The sequence below is a fragment of the Martelella sp. AMO21009 genome, from assembly GCF_053484295.1.
Genome location: NZ_JBAKFR010000005.1, coordinates 286118 through 303766, shown reverse-complemented (window position 1 = coordinate 303766; position 17649 = coordinate 286118). Strand labels below are relative to the sequence as shown.

Here is a 17649-nt window from a genome sequence, read left to right as displayed (position 1 = left end):
CTGCCCCTTTCGGGGCATCTCTCCCGCCAGCGGGAGAGAGTATTGGGAGCAAGCTACTACGCGCTATGCGATAGCCCTGCCCTCAAGGGGGGAGATTGTCTGGGGGCTATGCGGCTGGGCCTCAGACCGGCGCCGGGAACGCCCGGTGCACCCTTGCGATATCGCCGAGAATGTCGTCGGTCATGGCCACGTCTGCTGCGGCGATGTTGGTCTTGAGCTGGTCCATCGTGGTCGCGCCGATGATGGCGGCGGTCACGAAGGGGCGCGACAGCACAAAGCCGATCGCCATCTGCGCCGGGTCCAGTCCGTGGGTTTCGGCAAGCTTGCAATAGGCATCGACCGCCGGTTCCTGATGCTCCTGCAGGCGGCCGCCGAGATCGGCAGACGAGACCGCCGCGCGCGATCCTTCGGGCCGCTTTCCGTTGCGGTATTTGCCGGTGAGAAGCCCGGCGGACAGCGGCGAGAATGCCAGCAGGCCGACATCCTCGTGAAAGGCGAGCTCCGCCATATCGAGATCGTGGTGGCGGTAGAGAAGATTGTATTCGTTCTGGATGGTGGCGATGCGGGCGCGATCCTTCGCCTCGGCGCGCTCCAGATATTTCATCGTGCCCCAGCAGGTTTCGTTGGAAAGCCCGATCGCGCGGATCTTGCCGGCCTTCACCAGCGCGTCGAGCGTATCCAGCGTTTCGGCGATATCGACGCGGGCCTGATGGCGGTCCTGGCCGAAGGGGGAATAGGACCAGGAATTGCGGAAGTGGAAATGGTTCCGGTTCGGCCAGTGTACCTGGTAGAGGTCGATGTAATCGGTGTTGAGCCGCTTCAGGCTGTCATCGAGCGCGGTGCGGATGCCGGCGGGGGTTACCGGCGCGCCGTCTCTGACCCAAGGCCGGCCGGGTCCGGCGACCTTGCTGGCCAGCACGATATCGTCGCGCCTGCCGCGCGCCTTCAGCCATTGCCCGATGAATTCCTCGGTGCGGCCATAGGTTTCCGGGCCGATCGGCGTGGTCGGATACATCTCGGCGGTATCGAAGAAGTTGACGCCGTTTTCCACGGCATAGTCCATCTGGGCGGAGGCTTCCTCCAGCGTGTTCTGCGTGCCCCATGTCATGGTGCCGAGGCAGATTTGCGAAACCCTGATGCCGGTGCGGCCCAAACTTTTGATTTTCATAAGTTTACCTTGAAAAACGGCTGGTGTGATCGGTGAGGCGACTTTAGCGTGAAGCGCCCCGGGCGCAAGCGCATCCGGGCTTTTTTCGGGACGGGCCCCATAACGGCGCATCATGGCGCGCCCTTGACTTGGGCGCATGAAACGTCAATTGGAGAACGAAAACCGACGCGATCCGCTATGAAGAAGGAGCGCGCGGGGAGGTTTCACGGCAAAGAGGCTGATCGAGATGAGCGTTGCATTTACCTTTCCCGGACAGGGAAGCCAGACCGTCGGCATGGGCAAGGCGCTGGCGGACGAATTCACGGCCGCCCGGCTGGTGTTCGAGGAAGTCGACGATGCGCTCGGCGAGAAACTTTCCGCCACGATCTGGGAAGGACCGGAGGATCAGCTTCAGCTCACCGCCAACGCCCAGCCGGCGCTGATGGCGGTCTCGCTTGCAACCGTCAGGGTGCTGGAAGCCGAAGGGCTCGATCTCGCCAAGGACATTTCCTATGTCGCCGGCCATTCGCTCGGCGAATATTCGGCGCTGTGCGCCGCCGGCACCTTCTCGCTGGCCGATACCGCGCGTCTTCTGAGGATACGCGGCAATGCCATGCAGCGCGCGGTCCCCGTCGGCGAGGGCGCGATGGCGGCGATCATCGGGCTCGAATTCGATGATGTCGAGGCGCTTTGCGAAGACGCCGCCTCCGCCGGCGTCTGCCAGATCGCCAATGACAATGGCGGCGGCCAGGTGGTCATCTCCGGCAGCAAGGACGCTGTCGAAAAGGCGGTCGGGATCGCGACCGAAAAGGGTGCCAAGCGCGCGTTGCTGCTGCCGGTCTCCGCACCCTTCCATTGCGCGCTGATGGCGCCGGCCGCCGACGCGATGGAAGAGGCGCTGGCCGAAGTCCGTCGCGGCGAGCCGGTGGTGCCGGTGATCGCCAATGTCCGCGCCGCCCCCGTTTCCGATCCCGACGAGATCACGAAGCTGCTGGTCGAGCAGGTCACCGGTCGGGTGCGCTGGCGGGAGACGGTGAGCTGGTTTGCGGCAAACGAAATCGAAACGCTCTATGAAGTCGGCGCCGGCAAGGTGCTGACCGGTCTTGCGCGGCGCATCGAGCGCTCGTTGAATGGTGTGGCCATCGGCGCGCCGGGCGATATCGACGCGGCGCTGAAGGCGATCAAGGGCTGAAAACGAAACGGCCCGGTTCTTGCGGGCAAACATCTGACGAGGTTATGACATGTTGGATCTGACTGGCCGAAAGGCGCTCGTTACCGGCGCCAGCGGCGGCATCGGCGAGGCGATCGCCCGCATGCTCCACGCCCAGGGCGCGACCGTGGCGCTCCACGGCACCCGCGCGGAAAAGCTCGAGGCACTCGCCGGCGAGCTTGGCGAACGCACCCATGTGTTCCCAGCCAATCTTTCGGATCGCGAAGCCGTCAAGGCGCTCGGTGAAAAGGCCGAGGCCGATCTCGGCGGCATCGACATTCTGGTCAACAATGCCGGCATCACCAAGGACGGCCTGTTCGTGCGCATGAGCGATGCCGACTGGGAAAGCGTGCTGGAGGTCAATCTGACCGCCGCCTTCGTGCTGACGCGCACCATCATGCACCCGATGATGCGCCGCCGTTTCGGCCGGGTCATCAACATCACCTCGATCGTCGGCGTCACCGGCAATCCGGGCCAGGCGAACTATTGCGCCGCCAAGGCCGGCATGATCGGCTTTTCGAAATCGCTGGCGCAGGAAGTCGCGCCGCGCAACGTCACGGTCAATTGCGTTGCCCCCGGCTTCATCGAAACCGCGATGACCGACAAGCTGAACGACAAGCAGAAAGAGGCGATCCTCGGCGCCGTTCCGATGAAGCGGATGGGCAGCGGGGATGACATTGCCGCCGCCGTTACCTATCTTGCCTCCAACGAGGCCGGCTACGTGACGGGCCAGACCTTGCATATCAATGGCGGCATGGCCATGATCTGACATCGCGGTCCGCTCCACGCGGGCCGTCGAAAATGCTGGAGAGACCGGCAACGCGGTGTTTTTTGGGCTTTGCGCTCAGAACAAAGCATGGTAAGCGGGCCGGGACTGCCAAGAACAGTCCAGTGAGCGAAGCCCGGTCCATCGACCGGGATTTCGGTTTAAGTGGGCTTTGGTTCACATATCCGCCGCGGCGTGTTTCCTTTTGGAGGGCCGGCGGCTTTCACATAGCGGATGTCAAGGCATCCGGTAGAACTTGAGACAGGTCGAGGAAACCGACATGAGCGATATCGCAGAACGCGTTAAGAAAATTGTAGTTGACCACCTGGGCGTGGATGCCGACAAGGTTGTCGAAAGCGCAAGCTTCATCGACGATCTCGGCGCCGACTCGCTCGATACCGTCGAGCTGGTCATGGCCTTCGAAGAAGAGTTCGGTGTGGAAATCCCCGACGATGCCGCTGATTCGATCCTCACGGTCGGCGATGCCATCAAGTTCATCGAAAAGGCTCAGGCCTGATCGACTGAAAATTCAGGGCGGCGTTCGGGTCATACCTGCAACCCGCCTCGAACGGCCCGATCAGTCGGGCCATTTTTTTGTCCGGCGTTCCGGGACGGGAGCGCATCACGGACGGTTTTGCGCTTGTGACGAGAGCGTTTATAGTCGGACGAATGCCGATTCCGCTCGGCGCCGGCCGGCATGAAACGCCGGTCACGAAGACAAGAAACTTGAGAGAATGGGGGCGATTTACCAATGAGGCGTGTCGTAATCACCGGTCTGGGCATGGTAACGCCGCTGGGCTCAGGAACCGAGACAACCTGGTCGCGTCTGCTTGACGGCGTCAGCGGCGCAAGCAAGGTCACGGCGTTCGAGACCGAAGACCTTGCAGCCCGGATTGCATGCATGATCCCGGTTGGCGACGGCAGCGATGGCACCTTCAACGCCGATCAGTGGCTGGAGCCGAAGGAACAGCGCAAAGTCGATCCGTTCATCACCTATGCGATCGCCGCCGCCGACATGGCGCTTGACGATGCCGGCTGGCATCCCGAGAGCGACGACGACCAGATTGCCACCGGCGTGCTGATCGGCTCCGGCATCGGCGGGCTCGAGGGCATCGTTGAAGCCGGCTACACGCTGCGCGACCGCGGCCCCCGCCGCGTTTCCCCGTTCTTCATTCCCGGCCGTTTGATCAATCTTGCTTCCGGCCAGGTCTCGATCCGCCATAAGCTGCGCGGTCCCAACCACTCCGTGGTCACGGCGTGCTCCACGGGCGCGCATGCGATCGGCGACGCCAGCCGGATCATCGGTTACGGCGATGCCGATGTGATGGTCGCCGGCGGAACGGAATCGCCGATCTGCCGCATCGCGCTCGCCGGTTTTGCCGCCTGCAAGGCGCTTTCCACCAATTTCAATGACGACCCCCAGCGCGCCTCGCGCCCCTATGATGTCGATCGCGACGGGTTCGTGATGGGCGAGGGCTCCGGCATTGTGGTGCTGGAGGAACTTGAACACGCCAAGGCCCGCGGCGCCAAGATCTATGCCGAGGTCGTCGGCTATGGCATGAGCGGCGATGCCTTCCACATCACCGCGCCGAGCGAGGATGGCGAGGGCGCCTTCCGCTGCATGACCTCCGCGTTGAAGCGCGCCGGCATCGCGCCGTCCGAGGTCGACTACATCAACGCCCACGGCACCTCGACCATGGCCGACACGATCGAGCTTGGCGCCGTCGAACGACTGCTGGGCGGTGCCGCCGGCAAGGTGTCGATGTCCTCCACCAAGTCCGCGACCGGCCATCTTCTGGGCGCGGCGGGCGCGATCGAGGCGATCTTCTCGACGCTGGCGATCCGCGACAACATTGCGCCGCCGACGCTCAATCTCGACAATCCCGAGCGCGAGACGGCGATCGATCTGGTGCCGAAAGCGGCCCGCAAGCGCAACATCGATGTCGCGCTGTCGAATTCCTTCGGCTTTGGCGGCACCAATGCCTCGCTGGTGCTGCGGCGCTACGCGGATTGAGCCGACCGCCATTGTGGACATGGAAAAGAAACGGCTGACATTTTACAGCCGTTTTTTTATTGAAGAGCAGGCTTTGGCAGCCGTTGATGACGAATCAGCGCCGCCATCCGGCTAAGCTTCGACTGGCCGTTTTCATCCGGTTCGCCGGCAATGTCGGACATTGATAACAACACCGGCAATTCATTTGGGTCAGGCGGCTTGTCGAAGTCGTCGAGGAACATGCGAAAAGGGGGTCCGGTGAGCGGCTCGGATCAGGACAGTGAGCGCAGTTCGGCGCCGGAACGCAGACCGGCGGCGGTGAAATCGGCCAAGCAGGCGCTGAGGCCTGAGCGTGTACCCCAACCAAGCGCGCGTTCGAAGAAAGCCAAGAGCCCGGTCGTCATCCTGCTTAATTTCATGATGACGCTGCTGGTGCTGTGCTGCCTCGGCGCAATCGCAATCTATTACTACGCCATGTCGAGCTATCGCGATCCCGGTCCGCTCGCCGCCGACACGGAATTCACGGTGAAGAGCGGCGCGGGGCTGGCGATGATCGCGCGTGATCTGGAGCGCGCGGGCGTGATCTCGGATTCCCGGATTTTCCGCTATGTGACGGCGGCGCGCATGCGCGACGGCGAGACCCTGAAGGCCGGCGATTACGAAATCGAGGCGGGCGCTTCGATGCAGGAGATCGCCGATCTTTTCGAATCCGGCAAGTCGATCCTGTTCAGCATTTCCTTTCCCGAGGGGCTGACGGTGCGCGAGGTCTTCGACAAGCTGGCGGCCGACCCGAACCTTTCCGGTGATCTGCCGGAGAAATTGCCGCCGGAAGGCAGCCTGATGCCGCAGACCTTCTCCTTTGCGCGCGGAACGCCGCGTATCGAGATCGTTGAGCAGATGGAGGCGGGACAGGAGGCGCTGGTCGATGAAATCTGGCTGCAGCGCGCCCGGGATCTCCCGATCGAGAACAAGGAGGAATTCCTCACGCTTGCCTCGATCGTGGAAAAGGAAACCGGCGTGGCGGAAGAGCGGCCGCAGGTTGCGGCGGTGTTCCTCAACCGTCTCAAGCGCGGCATGCGCCTCCAGTCCGATCCGACCGTGATTTACGGCATTTTCGGCGGCGAGGGAAAACCCTCCGATCGCCCGATCTATCGTTCCGATCTCGACAAGGAAACGCCGTACAATACCTATCGCATCAACGGTCTCCCGCCGGGGCCGATCGCCAATCCGGGACGCGATGCGCTGGAGGCCGTCGCCAACCCCGCCGAGACCGATGCGCTGTATTTTGTTGCCGATGGCAGCGGCGGCCACGCCTTTGCCGAGACGCTGGATGAGCACAACGCCAATGTGCGGGCATGGCGCAAGGTCGAGGCCGAGCGTTCCGCCAACTAAAAACCGTGCGTTTGCCTGTCTATTGCGTTCCGACGTTGCGTCAAATCCTGTAGTGTGCCGCCACGCGAGCGTTAGCGAGGGACCATGACACAGCAATCGATGACAGGTTTTGCCCGCAGTCAGGGTCAGTTTGATCGCTATCGCTGGACCTGGGAGCTGCGTTCGGTCAACGGCAAGGGCCTCGATCTGCGTCTCAGGCTGCCGCAGGGTTTTGACCATCTGGAAAGCGCTGTCAGAAAGCTTGCCGCCGCAAGGCTGACGCGCGGCAATGTGCAGGTTGCGCTCAACCTCAGCGTATCGGACAGCAAGCTGGAACTGGCCGTCAATGACAGCGCGCTCGAGGCCGTACTCGATCTCAAGACCCGGCTTGCTTCCAGGCTGGATGATTCGCGCCTGTCGCTCGAAGGATTGCTGGCGATTCGCGGCATCGCCGAATTGCGCGAGGCGGAGGAGCGCGGCGAGACCCTGCAAAAACGCGAAGCGCTGATCCTGCGCGATCTGGAACTCGCAATCGATCGGCTCGCTTCGATGCGGGCGGAGGAGGGCGAGAAGATCGTCGCCGTGCTGCAAGGGCAGGTCGATGCGATCGAGGCGCTGACGGACGATATCGAGGCGGACCCCTCGCGCCAGCCCGCCGTGATCGCAGCGAAACTTGCCGAACAGGTGCAGCGGCTTCTGGAGGCGGCCCCCTCGCTCGAAAGCGATCGGCTCTATGCCGAGGCGGTGCTGCTGGCCACGAAATCCGATATCCGCGAGGAAATCGACCGGCTGCGCGCCCATGTGATGGCCGCCCGCGCGCTGCTGGCCGAGCCCGGGCCGTGCGGGCGACGGCTCGACTTCCTCGCGCAGGAATTCAACCGCGAGACCAATACGATCTGCTCCAAGTCCAATTCGGTGGAAGTGACGGCTGCCGGACTTGAACTAAAAACGGTTGTCGATCAGTTTCGCGAGCAATTGCAGAATCTGGAGTGAGCATGGACGTGAGCGAAACGGGCAGACGACGGGGCGTGATGCTGGTGCTGGCGGCCCCCTCTGGCGCCGGGAAATCGACGATCGCACGGCGGCTTCTCGCCGAAGACCCGATGATCGATCTTTCGATCAGCGCTACCACGCGGCAGATCCGCGCGAGCGAACGCGAGGGCGTGCACTATTTCTTCATGGACCCTGACGGCTTCATGAAGAAGCGCGACCAGGGCGCGTTTCTGGAGTGGGCGGAAGTGCACGGTAATTACTACGCCACGCCGAAGGCCGCCGTCGAACAATCGCTTGCCGCCGGTCGCGACGTGCTGTTCGATATCGATGTGCAGGGCGCCGAGCAGCTGAAGCAGGCCATGCCCGACGATGTTGTCGGCATCTTCGTGCTGCCGCCCTCGATGGAGGCGCTGAGGGCCCGGCTTCTGGCCCGCGCGGAAGACAGCAAGGCCGCCATGGAAGTGCGCCTCAAGAACGCCACCGGCGAAATCTCGCACTGGCGAGACTACGAATATGTCGTCATCAACGACGACCTCGACGACGCCTACGACCTCGTCCGCTCGATCCTGCGCGCCGAACGCGCCAAGCGCGAACGCGAAACGGCAATCCCGCGCCATGTCGAGCGGCTGCTCGGGAACTAGCCGCGCCGGCGATCTCAGCGGGCAGGCCGGCCTCGGATATCAGATAGGTTATCGCGAGCCGGGATTGTCCGGGTCGAAATCGAAGCGATCTGGTACGGCAAGCCCGCTTTCGATGTGCTTTTCGATCGCGCGCAGCGATACGCCGTCGCGATAGAGCCAAGGGTCGCGGGTCTCCCGCTGCCAGGCTTCTGTCGCGGCCCGCATTTCCAGCAGGCGATCGCGGTGAGCGGGGTCGTCGGCCAGATTGTTTACTTCGTGCGGGTCGGCTTCCAGGTTGTAGAGTTCCTCGGGCGGGCGGCGGACATAGCCTTTGACCGATCGCCTGCCGATCATTGCCGGGGTCTGGTTGCGGATGCCCTCCCAGGTCAGCGAGCCGTAAAGGTCGCCGGAGAAGGGGAAATCGAGCTGCCAGGCGACGTTGCGGTGATATTTGTAACGCGTGGTCCGCATGAAGCGCGTCGGCCAGTAGTTCGTCACCTCGTGGAAGGTGTGGGAGCCGAATACCGCCTGCCAGTCGTCCTCAAGCGTGTCTGATTCGAGAATGGGGAGCAGTGAGCGGCCCCTGCGCTGGCCAGGCGGGGTGGCGTGCCCCGCCCAGTCGAGAAAGGTCGGCAGGATATCGGTGAAGGACACCAGGTTGGGATTGGCGACGCCCGCGCGGCCGCCGGGTTTGCGGATGATCAGCGGCAGGTGCACGCCGGCATCGTAGAGCGTGGTCTTGGAATTGAGGAAGGGCGAACCATTATCGGAGAGGAAGACGACGAGCGTGTCATCGGCAAGGCCCGACTTCTCCAGTTCATCCAGCACCATGCCGACGCCCTGGTCGAGGCGATGGATTGAGCGGTAATAATCGGCGAGCTCCTGGCGCACTTCCGGCAGGTCCGTCAGGAAGGGCGGGACGGCGACGTCCTTCGGCGCAAAGACGCGATCCTCGACGCCGGGATAGGCGCGGTCATTGCCGAACCCACCGCGCGTTTCATCCCGGTGCGGATCGATGAAGCCGATGGTCAGGAAGAAGGGTTTTTCCTCCACCTTCGCATCCCCGAAAAAGGTTGCGGCGCGGTCGGCGGCCCGGCGCACATCGCGTTCCCAGCTTTCCTCGCGCACCTGCCAGGGATAGACGGCATCCGGCCCGACATGGATCTTGCCGATGATCCCGGTCTTCATCCCGGCCGCGTTCAAAAGCGCCGGGGCGGTTTCCACATGATCGAAGGTCATGAAATGGTGTTGGTGGTGGTTGAGGCCGTATTGCCCGGTCTCATGGGTGTGGAGGCCGGTATAGATCACCGAGCGGCTGGCCGAGCATGAGGCGGTTGACGTGAACGCCATGTCGAAGCGCGTGCCGGTTTCGGCAAGCCGGTTGATATTCGGCGTCGCGATCGCGGTCTCGCCGTAGCAACCCGTCATCCGGCCGAGATCGTCGGCGATCAGGAGGAGGATATTGCGCATGAGACATCGCTCCGTTCGATCGCAGAGCTGCTGCGGGGAAATTCGCTGATCACGGCGGAGGCGACATCGATGCCGCGCCTCAACGCCGCGCGTTCGGATGCCCCTTCCGCGACGGCGCTGAGATAGCCCGCGTTGAAGGCATCTCCGGCGCCGACCGTGTCGATCACGTCAAGAGGGCGGGCCTGTTCGATGATATAGTTGCGATGCCGGTAGCAGGCGGCGCCTTCAGGACCGCGCTTTACAACCAGCGCGGCATCGGGGCGCATATGGGGGGCGAGCGCCCGGCAGGCGGCGTGGACGGCGTTTTCGCCGGAAAGGCCGAGCGCCTCCTTGTCGTTCAGCAGGATATGGTCGGCAAGGCCGATCCATGCGCGGGCACTGGCGATGGCGGCATCGCTCCAGCCTTCGCCCGGCCAGCCGGGATCGATGGCAATGGTTGCGCCGCGCGCCCTCAGCTGCCCCAGAAACGCCGTGTGCTCCGCCATCAGGCCGGGCAGGGCGAAGCCGCCGGAGACCAGCGCGATCGCCCCGGAAAGCGGCCAGTCTTCCAGCGTGGCGGAGAAGAAGGCGGCATCGAGCCCGTCGAGATGGCCGTTGGTGGAAAAGAAACTGCGCTCGCCGCCTTTCTGCAAGATGCCGACGGACATCGATGTCGGGCCGGGCCGGGTCGCGATCCTGTCAAGCGCGCCGGCAAACTGGCGGGTGATCATCGCGCCCGCCGCATCGCTGCCGGTCGCCGAGACGAGGCCGACGGGGTGGCCGAGCCGTTGGAGCACGAGCGCGGTATTGGCCGCCGATCCGCCGATCCGGAAATCCGAGCGTTCGAGAAACACCTCCGTTCCCCATTCCGGCCAGTCATCGATGCTGCCGGCCACGAGGTCGAGATTGGCATTGCCGATGACGCAGATCGGGCGCGGCGGTTCGGGTGGTCTGCTGTTCATGCCGGTCTCCTAGATCGCCGCGCCGGCAGCGTCGAAGCGATGCAGCGCCGTCTCGTCCGGCGTCACAAAGACCGTCTCGCCGGCTTCGAAATCCTGCGCGCCCGGCGCGCGGACATTCAGCATGCCGGTATTTTCGGTTTCGACATGAATGTAAGTATCGCTTCCAAGATCCTCTGAAAGCAGCACTTTCCCGTTCCAGAGTCCGCTCTCACGCGAGATCGCGAGATGTTCCGGTCGGATGCCGCAGGCCGCCGCGCCGAACCCCTCAGCAATGTCGCCCTCGATCACATTCATGCGCGGCGAGCCGATGAATTCGGCCACGAAGCGGCTGGCGGGCTTCATGTAGAGCTCCATCGGCGTGCCGACCTGTTCCACATGCCCCGCGTTCAGCACCACGATCCTGTCGGCAAGCGTCATCGCCTCGACCTGGTCATGGGTCACATAGATCATGGTGACGCCCTTCATGCGTTTGTGGAGCGCTGCAATCTCGATCCGGGTATCGACCCGAAGTGCTGCATCAAGGTTCGACAGCGGCTCGTCGAACAGGAAGATGCGCGGCTGGCGGGTGATCGCCCGGCCGATGGCGACGCGCTGGCGCTGGCCGCCGGAAAGCTGGCGGGGCTTGCGGTCGAGATAGGGCGTGATCTGCAGCATCTCGGCCGCCTCGCGGATGCGCTTGTCGGCCTCCGCCTTGTTGAGTTTCGCCTGTTCCAGACCGAAGGCCATGTTCTCGTAGACTGTCATGTGCGGGTAGAGCGCGTAGGACTGGAACACCATGGAGATGCCGCGCTTTGCCGGCAGCACATTGTTCACGCGCTCGCCGTCGATCATCAGGTCGCCGCCGGAGATATCCTCCAGACCGGCGATCAGGCGCAGCAGCGTGGACTTGCCGCAACCGGAAGGGCCGACGAAGACGACGAACTCGCCCTTTTCGAGATTGAGGTCGATATCCTTCAGCACCTCGACATGGCCGAAGGACTTGCAGATTTTCTTCAGTTCGATGGAGGCCATGAGATTATCCTTTCACGGCGCCGGCGGTGAGGCCGGAAACGATTTTGCGCTGGAAGACGAGTACGAGCGCGATCAGCGGCACGGTGACGATCACCGAGGCCGCCATGATGTTGCCCCACGGCACCTCGAACTCGGAAAGGCCGGAAATCATCGCGATCGCCACCGGCACGGTGCGCTGGCTGTCGGTGGAGAGAAACGTGAGGGCGAACAGGAACTCGTTCCAGGCGTGGATGAAGGCGAGCAGCCCCGTCGTCACCATCGCCGGCCACATCAGCGGCAGGAAGATGCGGCGGATGATGGTAAACGACGAGGCGCCGTCCATGATCGCAGCTTCCTCGATCTCGATCGGCATATCGCGCATGAAGGTGGTCAGCACCCAGACCGTGAAGGGCAGGGTGAAGATCATGTAGGAGAACACCAGCGACCAGAGCGAATTGAACAGGCCGAAATTGCGGATCAGCTCGAACAAGCCGGAAAGCACCGCGATCTGCGGAAACATCGACACCGACAGGATGGTGAACAGCAGCAGCCCGCGGCCCCGGAAACGGATGCGGCTCAGCGCAAAGGCCGCTGTGACGCCGAGAAACAGCGAGAAGATCACGACCACAGTGGCGACGAAGATCGAGTTGAAGATCTGGTGGCCGAAGACGCCGTCGGTCAGCATGTGCTGGTAATTGTCGAAGGTGACCGCCTTCGGCAGATAATTGACCTCGAACAGCGCCTGGCCGTTTTCCAGCGAGGTCAGGATTGCGTAGTAGAAGGGAAACAGCGCCTGGACGAGGATGACCAGAACGAGCGCGTAAAACGCGATGCGTTTGACGGGAGCGGGGATGGTCATCTGTCGCCTCCAAGGTTCATGCGGGTGGCGCGGATGAAGCCGATCGTGAGCAGCGCGATGATCAGGAACAGCAGCGTGGAGGCCGCCGAGCCATAGGCGAACTGGTCGAAATCGAAAAGGTTCTCGCGCGCGAACACCGACATGGTGGCGGTGTTGGCATTGTTGGGGGTCAGCACATAGACGATGTCGAAGACGCGCAGTGCATCGAGCGCGCGGAATACGATCGCTACCAGCACCGCCGGCATGATCAGCGGCAGGGTGACCTTGCGGAACACGCGGACGGGATGAATGCCGTCGAGCTTCGCCGCCTCATACATGTCCTTCGGCACCATCTGCAGGCCGGCGAGGATCAGCAGCGCCATGAACGGCGTGGTCTTCCAGATATCGACGATCAGCACGGCGAGAAGCGCGGTATCCGGGTTGGCCGTCCAGGCCACCGGCTCGGCGATGATGTGCAGTTTCATCAGGATATCGTTCAGAATGCCGAACTGGTCATGCATCATCCAGGCCCACATCTTGGCGGAAACGATAGTGGGGATTGCCCAGGGGATGAGGACGGCGGCGCGGACCAGCGCGCGGCCGGGAAACTGGGTGTTCAGCACGAGCGCGATGATCATGCCGAAAATGGTTTCAAACAGAACCGAGAAGAAGGTGAAGCGCAGTGTGTTCCAGACCGCCCGCCACCAGTCGGGATCGGCCAGCAGCCCGTAGAACTCGCCGGTGCCGTCGCCATAGTCGAGATATTCGAGATAGTTGCGGAAGCCGATCCATTGCGCTTCGCCCGGAAAATCGATCGAGGCATCGGTGAAGCCGAAATAGATCGTTCTGACCAGCGGATAGACCGCGACCACGGCCAACACCGCCAGCATCGGCGCCAGGAACACCCAGGCCGAGACGACGCGCTGTTGCGACAGGGTCGATTTTTCGACCGGTTCTGCCATGTTCCGTTCCCTTCTTCTCTTGCGAAAAACGGCGCCGCGCCGGCAATGCGGGCGGCGCCGTCTTGTCTTACCAGCCGTTGCCGCGCAGGCGCTTCAGCTTGGCTTCCAGCTTGGCGAGGTTCTGCTCGGCGGTGCCATCGCCCGAAAGCGTATCATGCACGGCGGTCCAGAACTCCGAGGAGACCTCGTTATATTTGCGCTTGGTGGCGGCGGACGGACGCGGCAGGGCGTTCAGCACCACCGGCTTCCAGCGCGGGATGAAGGGCTGGGCCTCGGCCACTTCCGGATCGTCGTAGACGGCGGTCACCGTCGGCGGTCGCGAGGTTTCGATCGCGCGTTCCTTCTGGTTTTCGAAGTTGTTGAGGAACTTCACCAGTTCGATCGCCTCCTCCGGATTGGGCGAATATTTGGAAACGGCAAGGTGCCAGCCGCCGAGCGTCGCCGCCGAGCTGTCGCCTTCGCCGCCGACCGGCAGCGTGGTCACGTCGAACTTGCCCTTGACCGGGGAATCGTCGCCATCGGCCAGCGCATAGGCGTAGTTCCAGTTGCGCATGAACACGGCATTGCCCGACTGGAACACGCCGCGCGCGTCCTCTTCCATGTAGTTGAGCACGCCCTGCGGCGCGATGGTGCCGACCCAGGATTTCGCCATGTTCAGCGCTTCGGCCGCTTCCGGATTGTTGATCGCGATCGAGCCGTCGAGTTCGACGATGCGGCCGCCGCCATAGGAATAGATCCATTCCTGGCCGTTGCAGGTGAGCCCCTCATAGGGCGCGCCCTGGAACACGAAGCCCCACATGTCGCCATTGCCCTCGGCCCGCTCGCCATCCATGATGATCTGCGCGGTCTCGGTCATTTCATCCCAGGTCTCGGGAACGGGCCGATCGTATTTTTCCAGAAGATCGCTGCGGTAATAGAGCGCCGGGGCGCCGAGGAACATCGGCAGCGCGACGAGCTTGCCATCGACGGTCTGCGATTCGACGGCTGCCGGCACGAACTGGTCGATGATATCGGCGGTCGCCTCCGTCAGATCGACGAAATGGCTGGCGAGCTGGGGCGCGCCGATGACGTCGATGCGGTAGACGTCGATATCCGGCGACTTGGCCGAAAGCCAGAGCTTGTACTGGCCGAACTGGTCGGTCGTCGATTCCGGCATGGAGACGATGTTGACGGTGTTGCCGGTCATCTCCTCATAGCGGTCGAGCTCCTTGCGCAGGACCTCATTGTCCTTGCCGATCGCGCCATGGACGATGTTGAGTTCGACGGCGCCGGCCGAAACCGACATCAGCGCGCTTGCGGCGAGCAGAACGCCCGTGAATTTTCCAAAATGCTTCATTGCCTGTTCTCCCTCCGGCCTTTGTCAGGTCCGGTTTTCAAAAGTTCCCGCGTCTGAAAGCCGGTCCATCGGGGGCCGCTTTCCTGTTGTCCGGGCAAACCGACGCATCGCCGTATCGCGGCCCTGCCGTCATTGCCCACATGAGCCGGATTTTGAGATCCGGCGGTTTCGCCTGTTTCGTCTCACGCCTCCCTTCTGCAGAAAATCGGCGAGGTCCAGGCCATCTGCCCGGTCTTCTCGCGCAGTCGCACATAGATGTTTTCGCCGTCGGCCAATGCGCCGAGCGCGACCGCGCCATGCCATTGCCACTGGTGCGGCCGGGGCAGGGCGTGGAAGCGATAGGCGGGGCTGTCGATCGGGCCGAGATTGCCCGAGAGCGCGCCCTCGAAGAGCTGGTCGAGCGGAATATCGAGCTGCTTGCCCGAAAGCCTCGCCTTCAGCCGCGCCCCGGGCCTCGCTTTCAGCCGGAGGGCGAAGCCCTGGGTGGCGGAGGTGACGTTGTTGGGGTTGGCCGCGGCCGTGACGGAGAACCGCACGTTGCCTTCTTCAAGCCTGAGCGTCGGCAGCCTCGCGGCCTCATCCTGGCCTTCGAGCGGCGAGACGATCTCCGCGCCGCGGAACCTGGGCTCAAGGCCAAGAATCTCACCGCCTTCGAGACGGAGTTCGCCCGTCCAGTCATGGCTCCTGCCGCGCGCGCCCCAGCCGAGCTCGACAAACAGGATGGTCTCCGCTTCGCTCTCGGCCTCGATCGGCGCGGGGCTCAGCTCGGGCGAGATGCGCTCGAACAGTTCGCCGTTGCGGAAGATGTCGATTGCGTCGATGAACCCACCGCCGATGGCCTCGATCTCCAGCGCGGCATCAGGCGACGGCGCGGCGATGCCGCCCTGAACGGCATCGCCGATCGCCGTCAGCAGATGAATATTGTCGCCGGTCAGCGCATTGGTGCGGCGCGCCCGCATGGCCGCGAATATGGCGTCCCGGCTGTCATCTCCGGCATAGACCGCCATGCGGCCATGGCCATAGGAGCCGGGGAAGGCTGAGTGATGATCGGTATTGCCGACCACGCCGAAGACCGCGCCGCGCTTCAGCCCCGCGCGCATGGTCGATGCGCCGTTCACCGGTCCCATGGAATGCAGGTAGGAGCGTTCGGATTCCGATTCCTCCGCGCAGCCATGCATCGAGAACATCTCGACGAAGGGCGAGAGTTCGGGATCGAACGTGTCCCAGTTGATGCCGCGCGCGCCCTGCCGGTAGCCGATATGGTGCGGGAAGGCGAGGGCGTTGTCGCCCTTGGCCTTGTGAAGCGCCTGCTTCAGCGCCGCCGGGCTGTCGGCGAGTTCAGGCTCGGCGACATCGAGGTCGCCATAGACGATCGTGTAGTCGCCATGTTCCGACGAATGGATCTCGTATCCGGGAAACACGGCGAAGCGGCCGGGATTCTCGAAGGTCTTCAGAACCTCGAAATGATCCTTCCAGTTGGCCTTCAGCTTCGCGAAACCCTTGACGTGGAAATCGACGATATGGGCCACCTCCGGCACGTCGACCGGCATATCGGGCCAGGCCGCGTGGCCGGTGATTGAGACGAAATCGAGCTGCAGCGCGGCCCGCGCAAGCGCATCTTCCAGCCGGCCATGGCCATAGGAGAGGGCGCAGTGATTGTGGATATCGCCGAACAGCGGCTGAAGGCCGAGCCGGTTGGCGAGTGGTGTGAGACGTTCGGGGAAACGGCGCGTCATTGCGAAAACTCCTGGGTTTCCGGATCGACGGGCATGCCGCCATTCTTCATGGATTTCTGGGCCGCCAGGACGATCCTGAGCGAGGCGACGCCGTCGTCGATGCCAACGGGCGGGTTTTCCCCGTCCATGAAGCGGCGGAGCGTGCGCACGAGCTCGAGATCGGCGCCGAAATGGGTCGAGCCGCGGTCCGGGCTGGTGAAGCCGAGTGTGCCGTGCTTGCGGCCATAATCCTCGACGATGTCGATTTCGCCCGAATGACGCTCCATCCGGATACGACCGGAAGAGCCGACAACTTCCAGCGTTTCCTGATCTTCGGCCCAGGGGCCGAAAATGGCGAAGAACAGACAGGCCGAAACGCCGTTCTCATAGCGGATGGTGACGATTGCGTGATCGTCGATATCCGCGCCTGGCCGATAGACGCAGGTGTCGTTGCGGTCTTCCGGCAGCGCGGCCTCGCCCCAGCTCGGATTGGCGATGGCGCCGGCGCCCTCGAAGCGGTCCACCAGCGTTTCATGGCGGCGATAGGGACAGTCGCGGTCGCAGAGCGAACAGCGTTCCGGCGCGTTCGGATCGGGCGGGAACACATTGCTGCGGCCACCGACGGCGGTGACGGAAAGCGGCGGCGACCGTGCAACCCAGTTCAGCACATCGAAATGGTGCGAACACTTGTCGTTGAGCGCGCCGCCCGACAGCGCCTGCTTGCGGTGCCAGAGCTGGAGATAACGGGTATAGGGAATGACCGAGCGCAGCAGGATCATTTGCGGATCGCCGATGCGGCCGGAATGGGCAAGCTTCACCGTCTCGATCCACGGCTTCTCGTAGCGCCGGGTGAACGCCATAAGCACTGGCTGACCGGAGCGCCTTTCCGCCGCCTGAATGGCCTCGGCGTCATCAATCGTCACCGAGATCGGCTTGTCGAGATAGACGCGCTTGCCGGCCGCGATCGCTGCCTCCACCGGCTCGCGATGGGCATTGGTATGGGTGGTGACGATTACGAGATCGACGGCCGGATCCGCAACGGCAGCTTCCAGGCTTTCAAAAACCCGCACGGCATGGCGGATGCCCGCCTTGCCATAGAGCCCGTTCAGATGGTCGGCAGCATAGCTGGCGCGGTCTTCCAGCCGGTCGAACACGCCGATGATGCGAAAGCCGGTCTCCGCCGCGATTTCGGCCATGCGCGAGCCGACATAATAGATGCCGCGCTCGCCCGCGCCGATAATGGCGACGCCCGTGGTTTTCTGCTGGACCGGCTCCTGGAGCATGCAATGCCTCTGAA

The 17649-nt window shown here is 63.3% G+C and carries 17 protein-coding genes; 7 read left to right on the top strand and 10 right to left on the bottom strand.

Annotation, left to right across the window (positions count from 1 at the left end; translation table 11 throughout):
• Nucleotides 1-121: 121 nt before the first annotated feature.
• The gene (locus V6766_RS09230; protein WP_448465695.1) at nucleotides 122-1168 is read right to left on the bottom strand and encodes an aldo/keto reductase; all 1047 of its coding nucleotides are present in this window, start codon (nucleotides 1166-1168) and stop codon (nucleotides 122-124) included.
• A gap of 226 nt (nucleotides 1169-1394) precedes the next feature.
• Between V6766_RS09230 and fabD the strand changes: the two genes are divergently transcribed.
• The 4 genes from fabD (at nucleotide 1395) to fabF (ending at nucleotide 5137) form a co-directional block, all read left to right on the top strand.
• The gene (gene fabD, locus V6766_RS09225; protein WP_448465693.1) at nucleotides 1395-2339 is read left to right on the top strand and encodes an ACP S-malonyltransferase; all 945 of its coding nucleotides are present in this window, start codon (nucleotides 1395-1397) and stop codon (nucleotides 2337-2339) included.
• Nucleotides 2340-2388: 49 nt separating this feature from the next.
• Nucleotides 2389-3126 (top strand): 3-oxoacyl-[acyl-carrier-protein] reductase, encoded by a 738-nt coding sequence (gene fabG, locus V6766_RS09220; RefSeq protein ID WP_448465691.1) that lies wholly within the window; start codon nucleotides 2389-2391, stop codon nucleotides 3124-3126.
• Nucleotides 3127-3403: 277 nt separating this feature from the next.
• A complete protein-coding gene (locus tag V6766_RS09215) occupies nucleotides 3404-3640 on the top strand; it encodes an acyl carrier protein (protein ID WP_018062986.1) in 237 nt (78 codons plus the stop codon).
• A gap of 234 nt (nucleotides 3641-3874) precedes the next feature.
• Complete coding sequence (fabF, locus tag V6766_RS09210) at nucleotides 3875-5137, top strand: beta-ketoacyl-ACP synthase II (protein ID WP_448465689.1); 1263 nt, start codon at nucleotides 3875-3877, stop codon at nucleotides 5135-5137.
• 56 nt (nucleotides 5138-5193) lie between these two features.
• Here the strand turns inward: fabF and V6766_RS09205 are convergent, their stop codons facing one another.
• Entirely contained in the window at nucleotides 5194-5358 is a 165-nt protein-coding gene (locus tag V6766_RS09205) for a hypothetical protein (protein ID WP_448465687.1), read from the bottom strand.
• 16 nt (nucleotides 5359-5374) lie between these two features.
• Here V6766_RS09205 and mltG point away from each other — a divergent pair, with 16 nt between their 5' ends.
• The 3 genes from mltG to gmk all read left to right on the top strand — a co-directional run bounded on the left by mltG (nucleotide 5375) and on the right by gmk (nucleotide 8121).
• Nucleotides 5375-6508: an endolytic transglycosylase MltG gene (mltG, locus tag V6766_RS09200; protein ID WP_448465685.1), complete on the top strand. Its 1134-nt coding sequence runs from the start codon at nucleotides 5375-5377 to the stop codon at nucleotides 6506-6508.
• 84 nt (nucleotides 6509-6592) lie between these two features.
• Complete coding sequence (locus tag V6766_RS09195; RefSeq protein ID WP_448465683.1) at nucleotides 6593-7480, top strand: YicC/YloC family endoribonuclease; 888 nt, start codon at nucleotides 6593-6595, stop codon at nucleotides 7478-7480.
• 2 nt (nucleotides 7481-7482) lie between these two features.
• Nucleotides 7483-8121, top strand: a complete 639-nt coding sequence (gmk, locus tag V6766_RS09190) for a guanylate kinase (protein WP_448465681.1) — start codon at nucleotides 7483-7485, stop codon at nucleotides 8119-8121.
• Between the two features lie 48 nt (nucleotides 8122-8169).
• Here the strand turns inward: gmk and V6766_RS09185 are convergent, their stop codons facing one another.
• The 8 genes from V6766_RS09185 to V6766_RS09150 form a co-directional block, all read right to left on the bottom strand.
• Nucleotides 8170-9570, bottom strand: coding sequence for a sulfatase family protein (locus V6766_RS09185; protein ID WP_448465679.1), 1401 nt, complete (start codon nucleotides 9568-9570; stop codon nucleotides 8170-8172).
• The gene (locus V6766_RS09180) at nucleotides 9549-10511 is read right to left on the bottom strand and encodes a carbohydrate kinase family protein (protein WP_448465677.1); all 963 of its coding nucleotides are present in this window, start codon (nucleotides 10509-10511) and stop codon (nucleotides 9549-9551) included. Before V6766_RS09180 ends, V6766_RS09185 begins: the two co-directional genes overlap by 22 nt.
• Before the next feature lie 9 nt (nucleotides 10512-10520).
• A complete protein-coding gene (locus V6766_RS09175; protein ID WP_448465675.1) occupies nucleotides 10521-11522 on the bottom strand; it encodes an ABC transporter ATP-binding protein in 1002 nt (333 codons plus the stop codon).
• Nucleotides 11523-11526: 4 nt separating this feature from the next.
• A complete protein-coding gene (locus V6766_RS09170; RefSeq protein ID WP_448428542.1) occupies nucleotides 11527-12360 on the bottom strand; it encodes a carbohydrate ABC transporter permease in 834 nt (277 codons plus the stop codon).
• Nucleotides 12357-13301 carry a carbohydrate ABC transporter permease gene (locus V6766_RS09165; protein ID WP_448465673.1) on the bottom strand — a complete coding sequence of 315 codons (945 nt, stop codon included), beginning with the start codon at nucleotides 13299-13301 and terminating at the stop codon, nucleotides 12357-12359. The genes V6766_RS09170 and V6766_RS09165 overlap by 4 nt, the downstream gene beginning before the upstream one ends.
• A 67-nt stretch (nucleotides 13302-13368) precedes the next feature.
• Complete coding sequence (locus tag V6766_RS09160) at nucleotides 13369-14637, bottom strand: ABC transporter substrate-binding protein (RefSeq protein ID WP_448465671.1); 1269 nt, start codon at nucleotides 14635-14637, stop codon at nucleotides 13369-13371.
• Nucleotides 14638-14819: 182 nt separating this feature from the next.
• Complete coding sequence (locus tag V6766_RS09155; RefSeq protein ID WP_448465669.1) at nucleotides 14820-16373, bottom strand: hypothetical protein; 1554 nt, start codon at nucleotides 16371-16373, stop codon at nucleotides 14820-14822.
• Nucleotides 16370-17635 (bottom strand): Gfo/Idh/MocA family protein, encoded by a 1266-nt coding sequence (locus V6766_RS09150; protein WP_448465667.1) that lies wholly within the window; start codon nucleotides 17633-17635, stop codon nucleotides 16370-16372. Before V6766_RS09150 ends, V6766_RS09155 begins: the two co-directional genes overlap by 4 nt.
• Nucleotides 17636-17649: the final 14 nt, after the last annotated feature.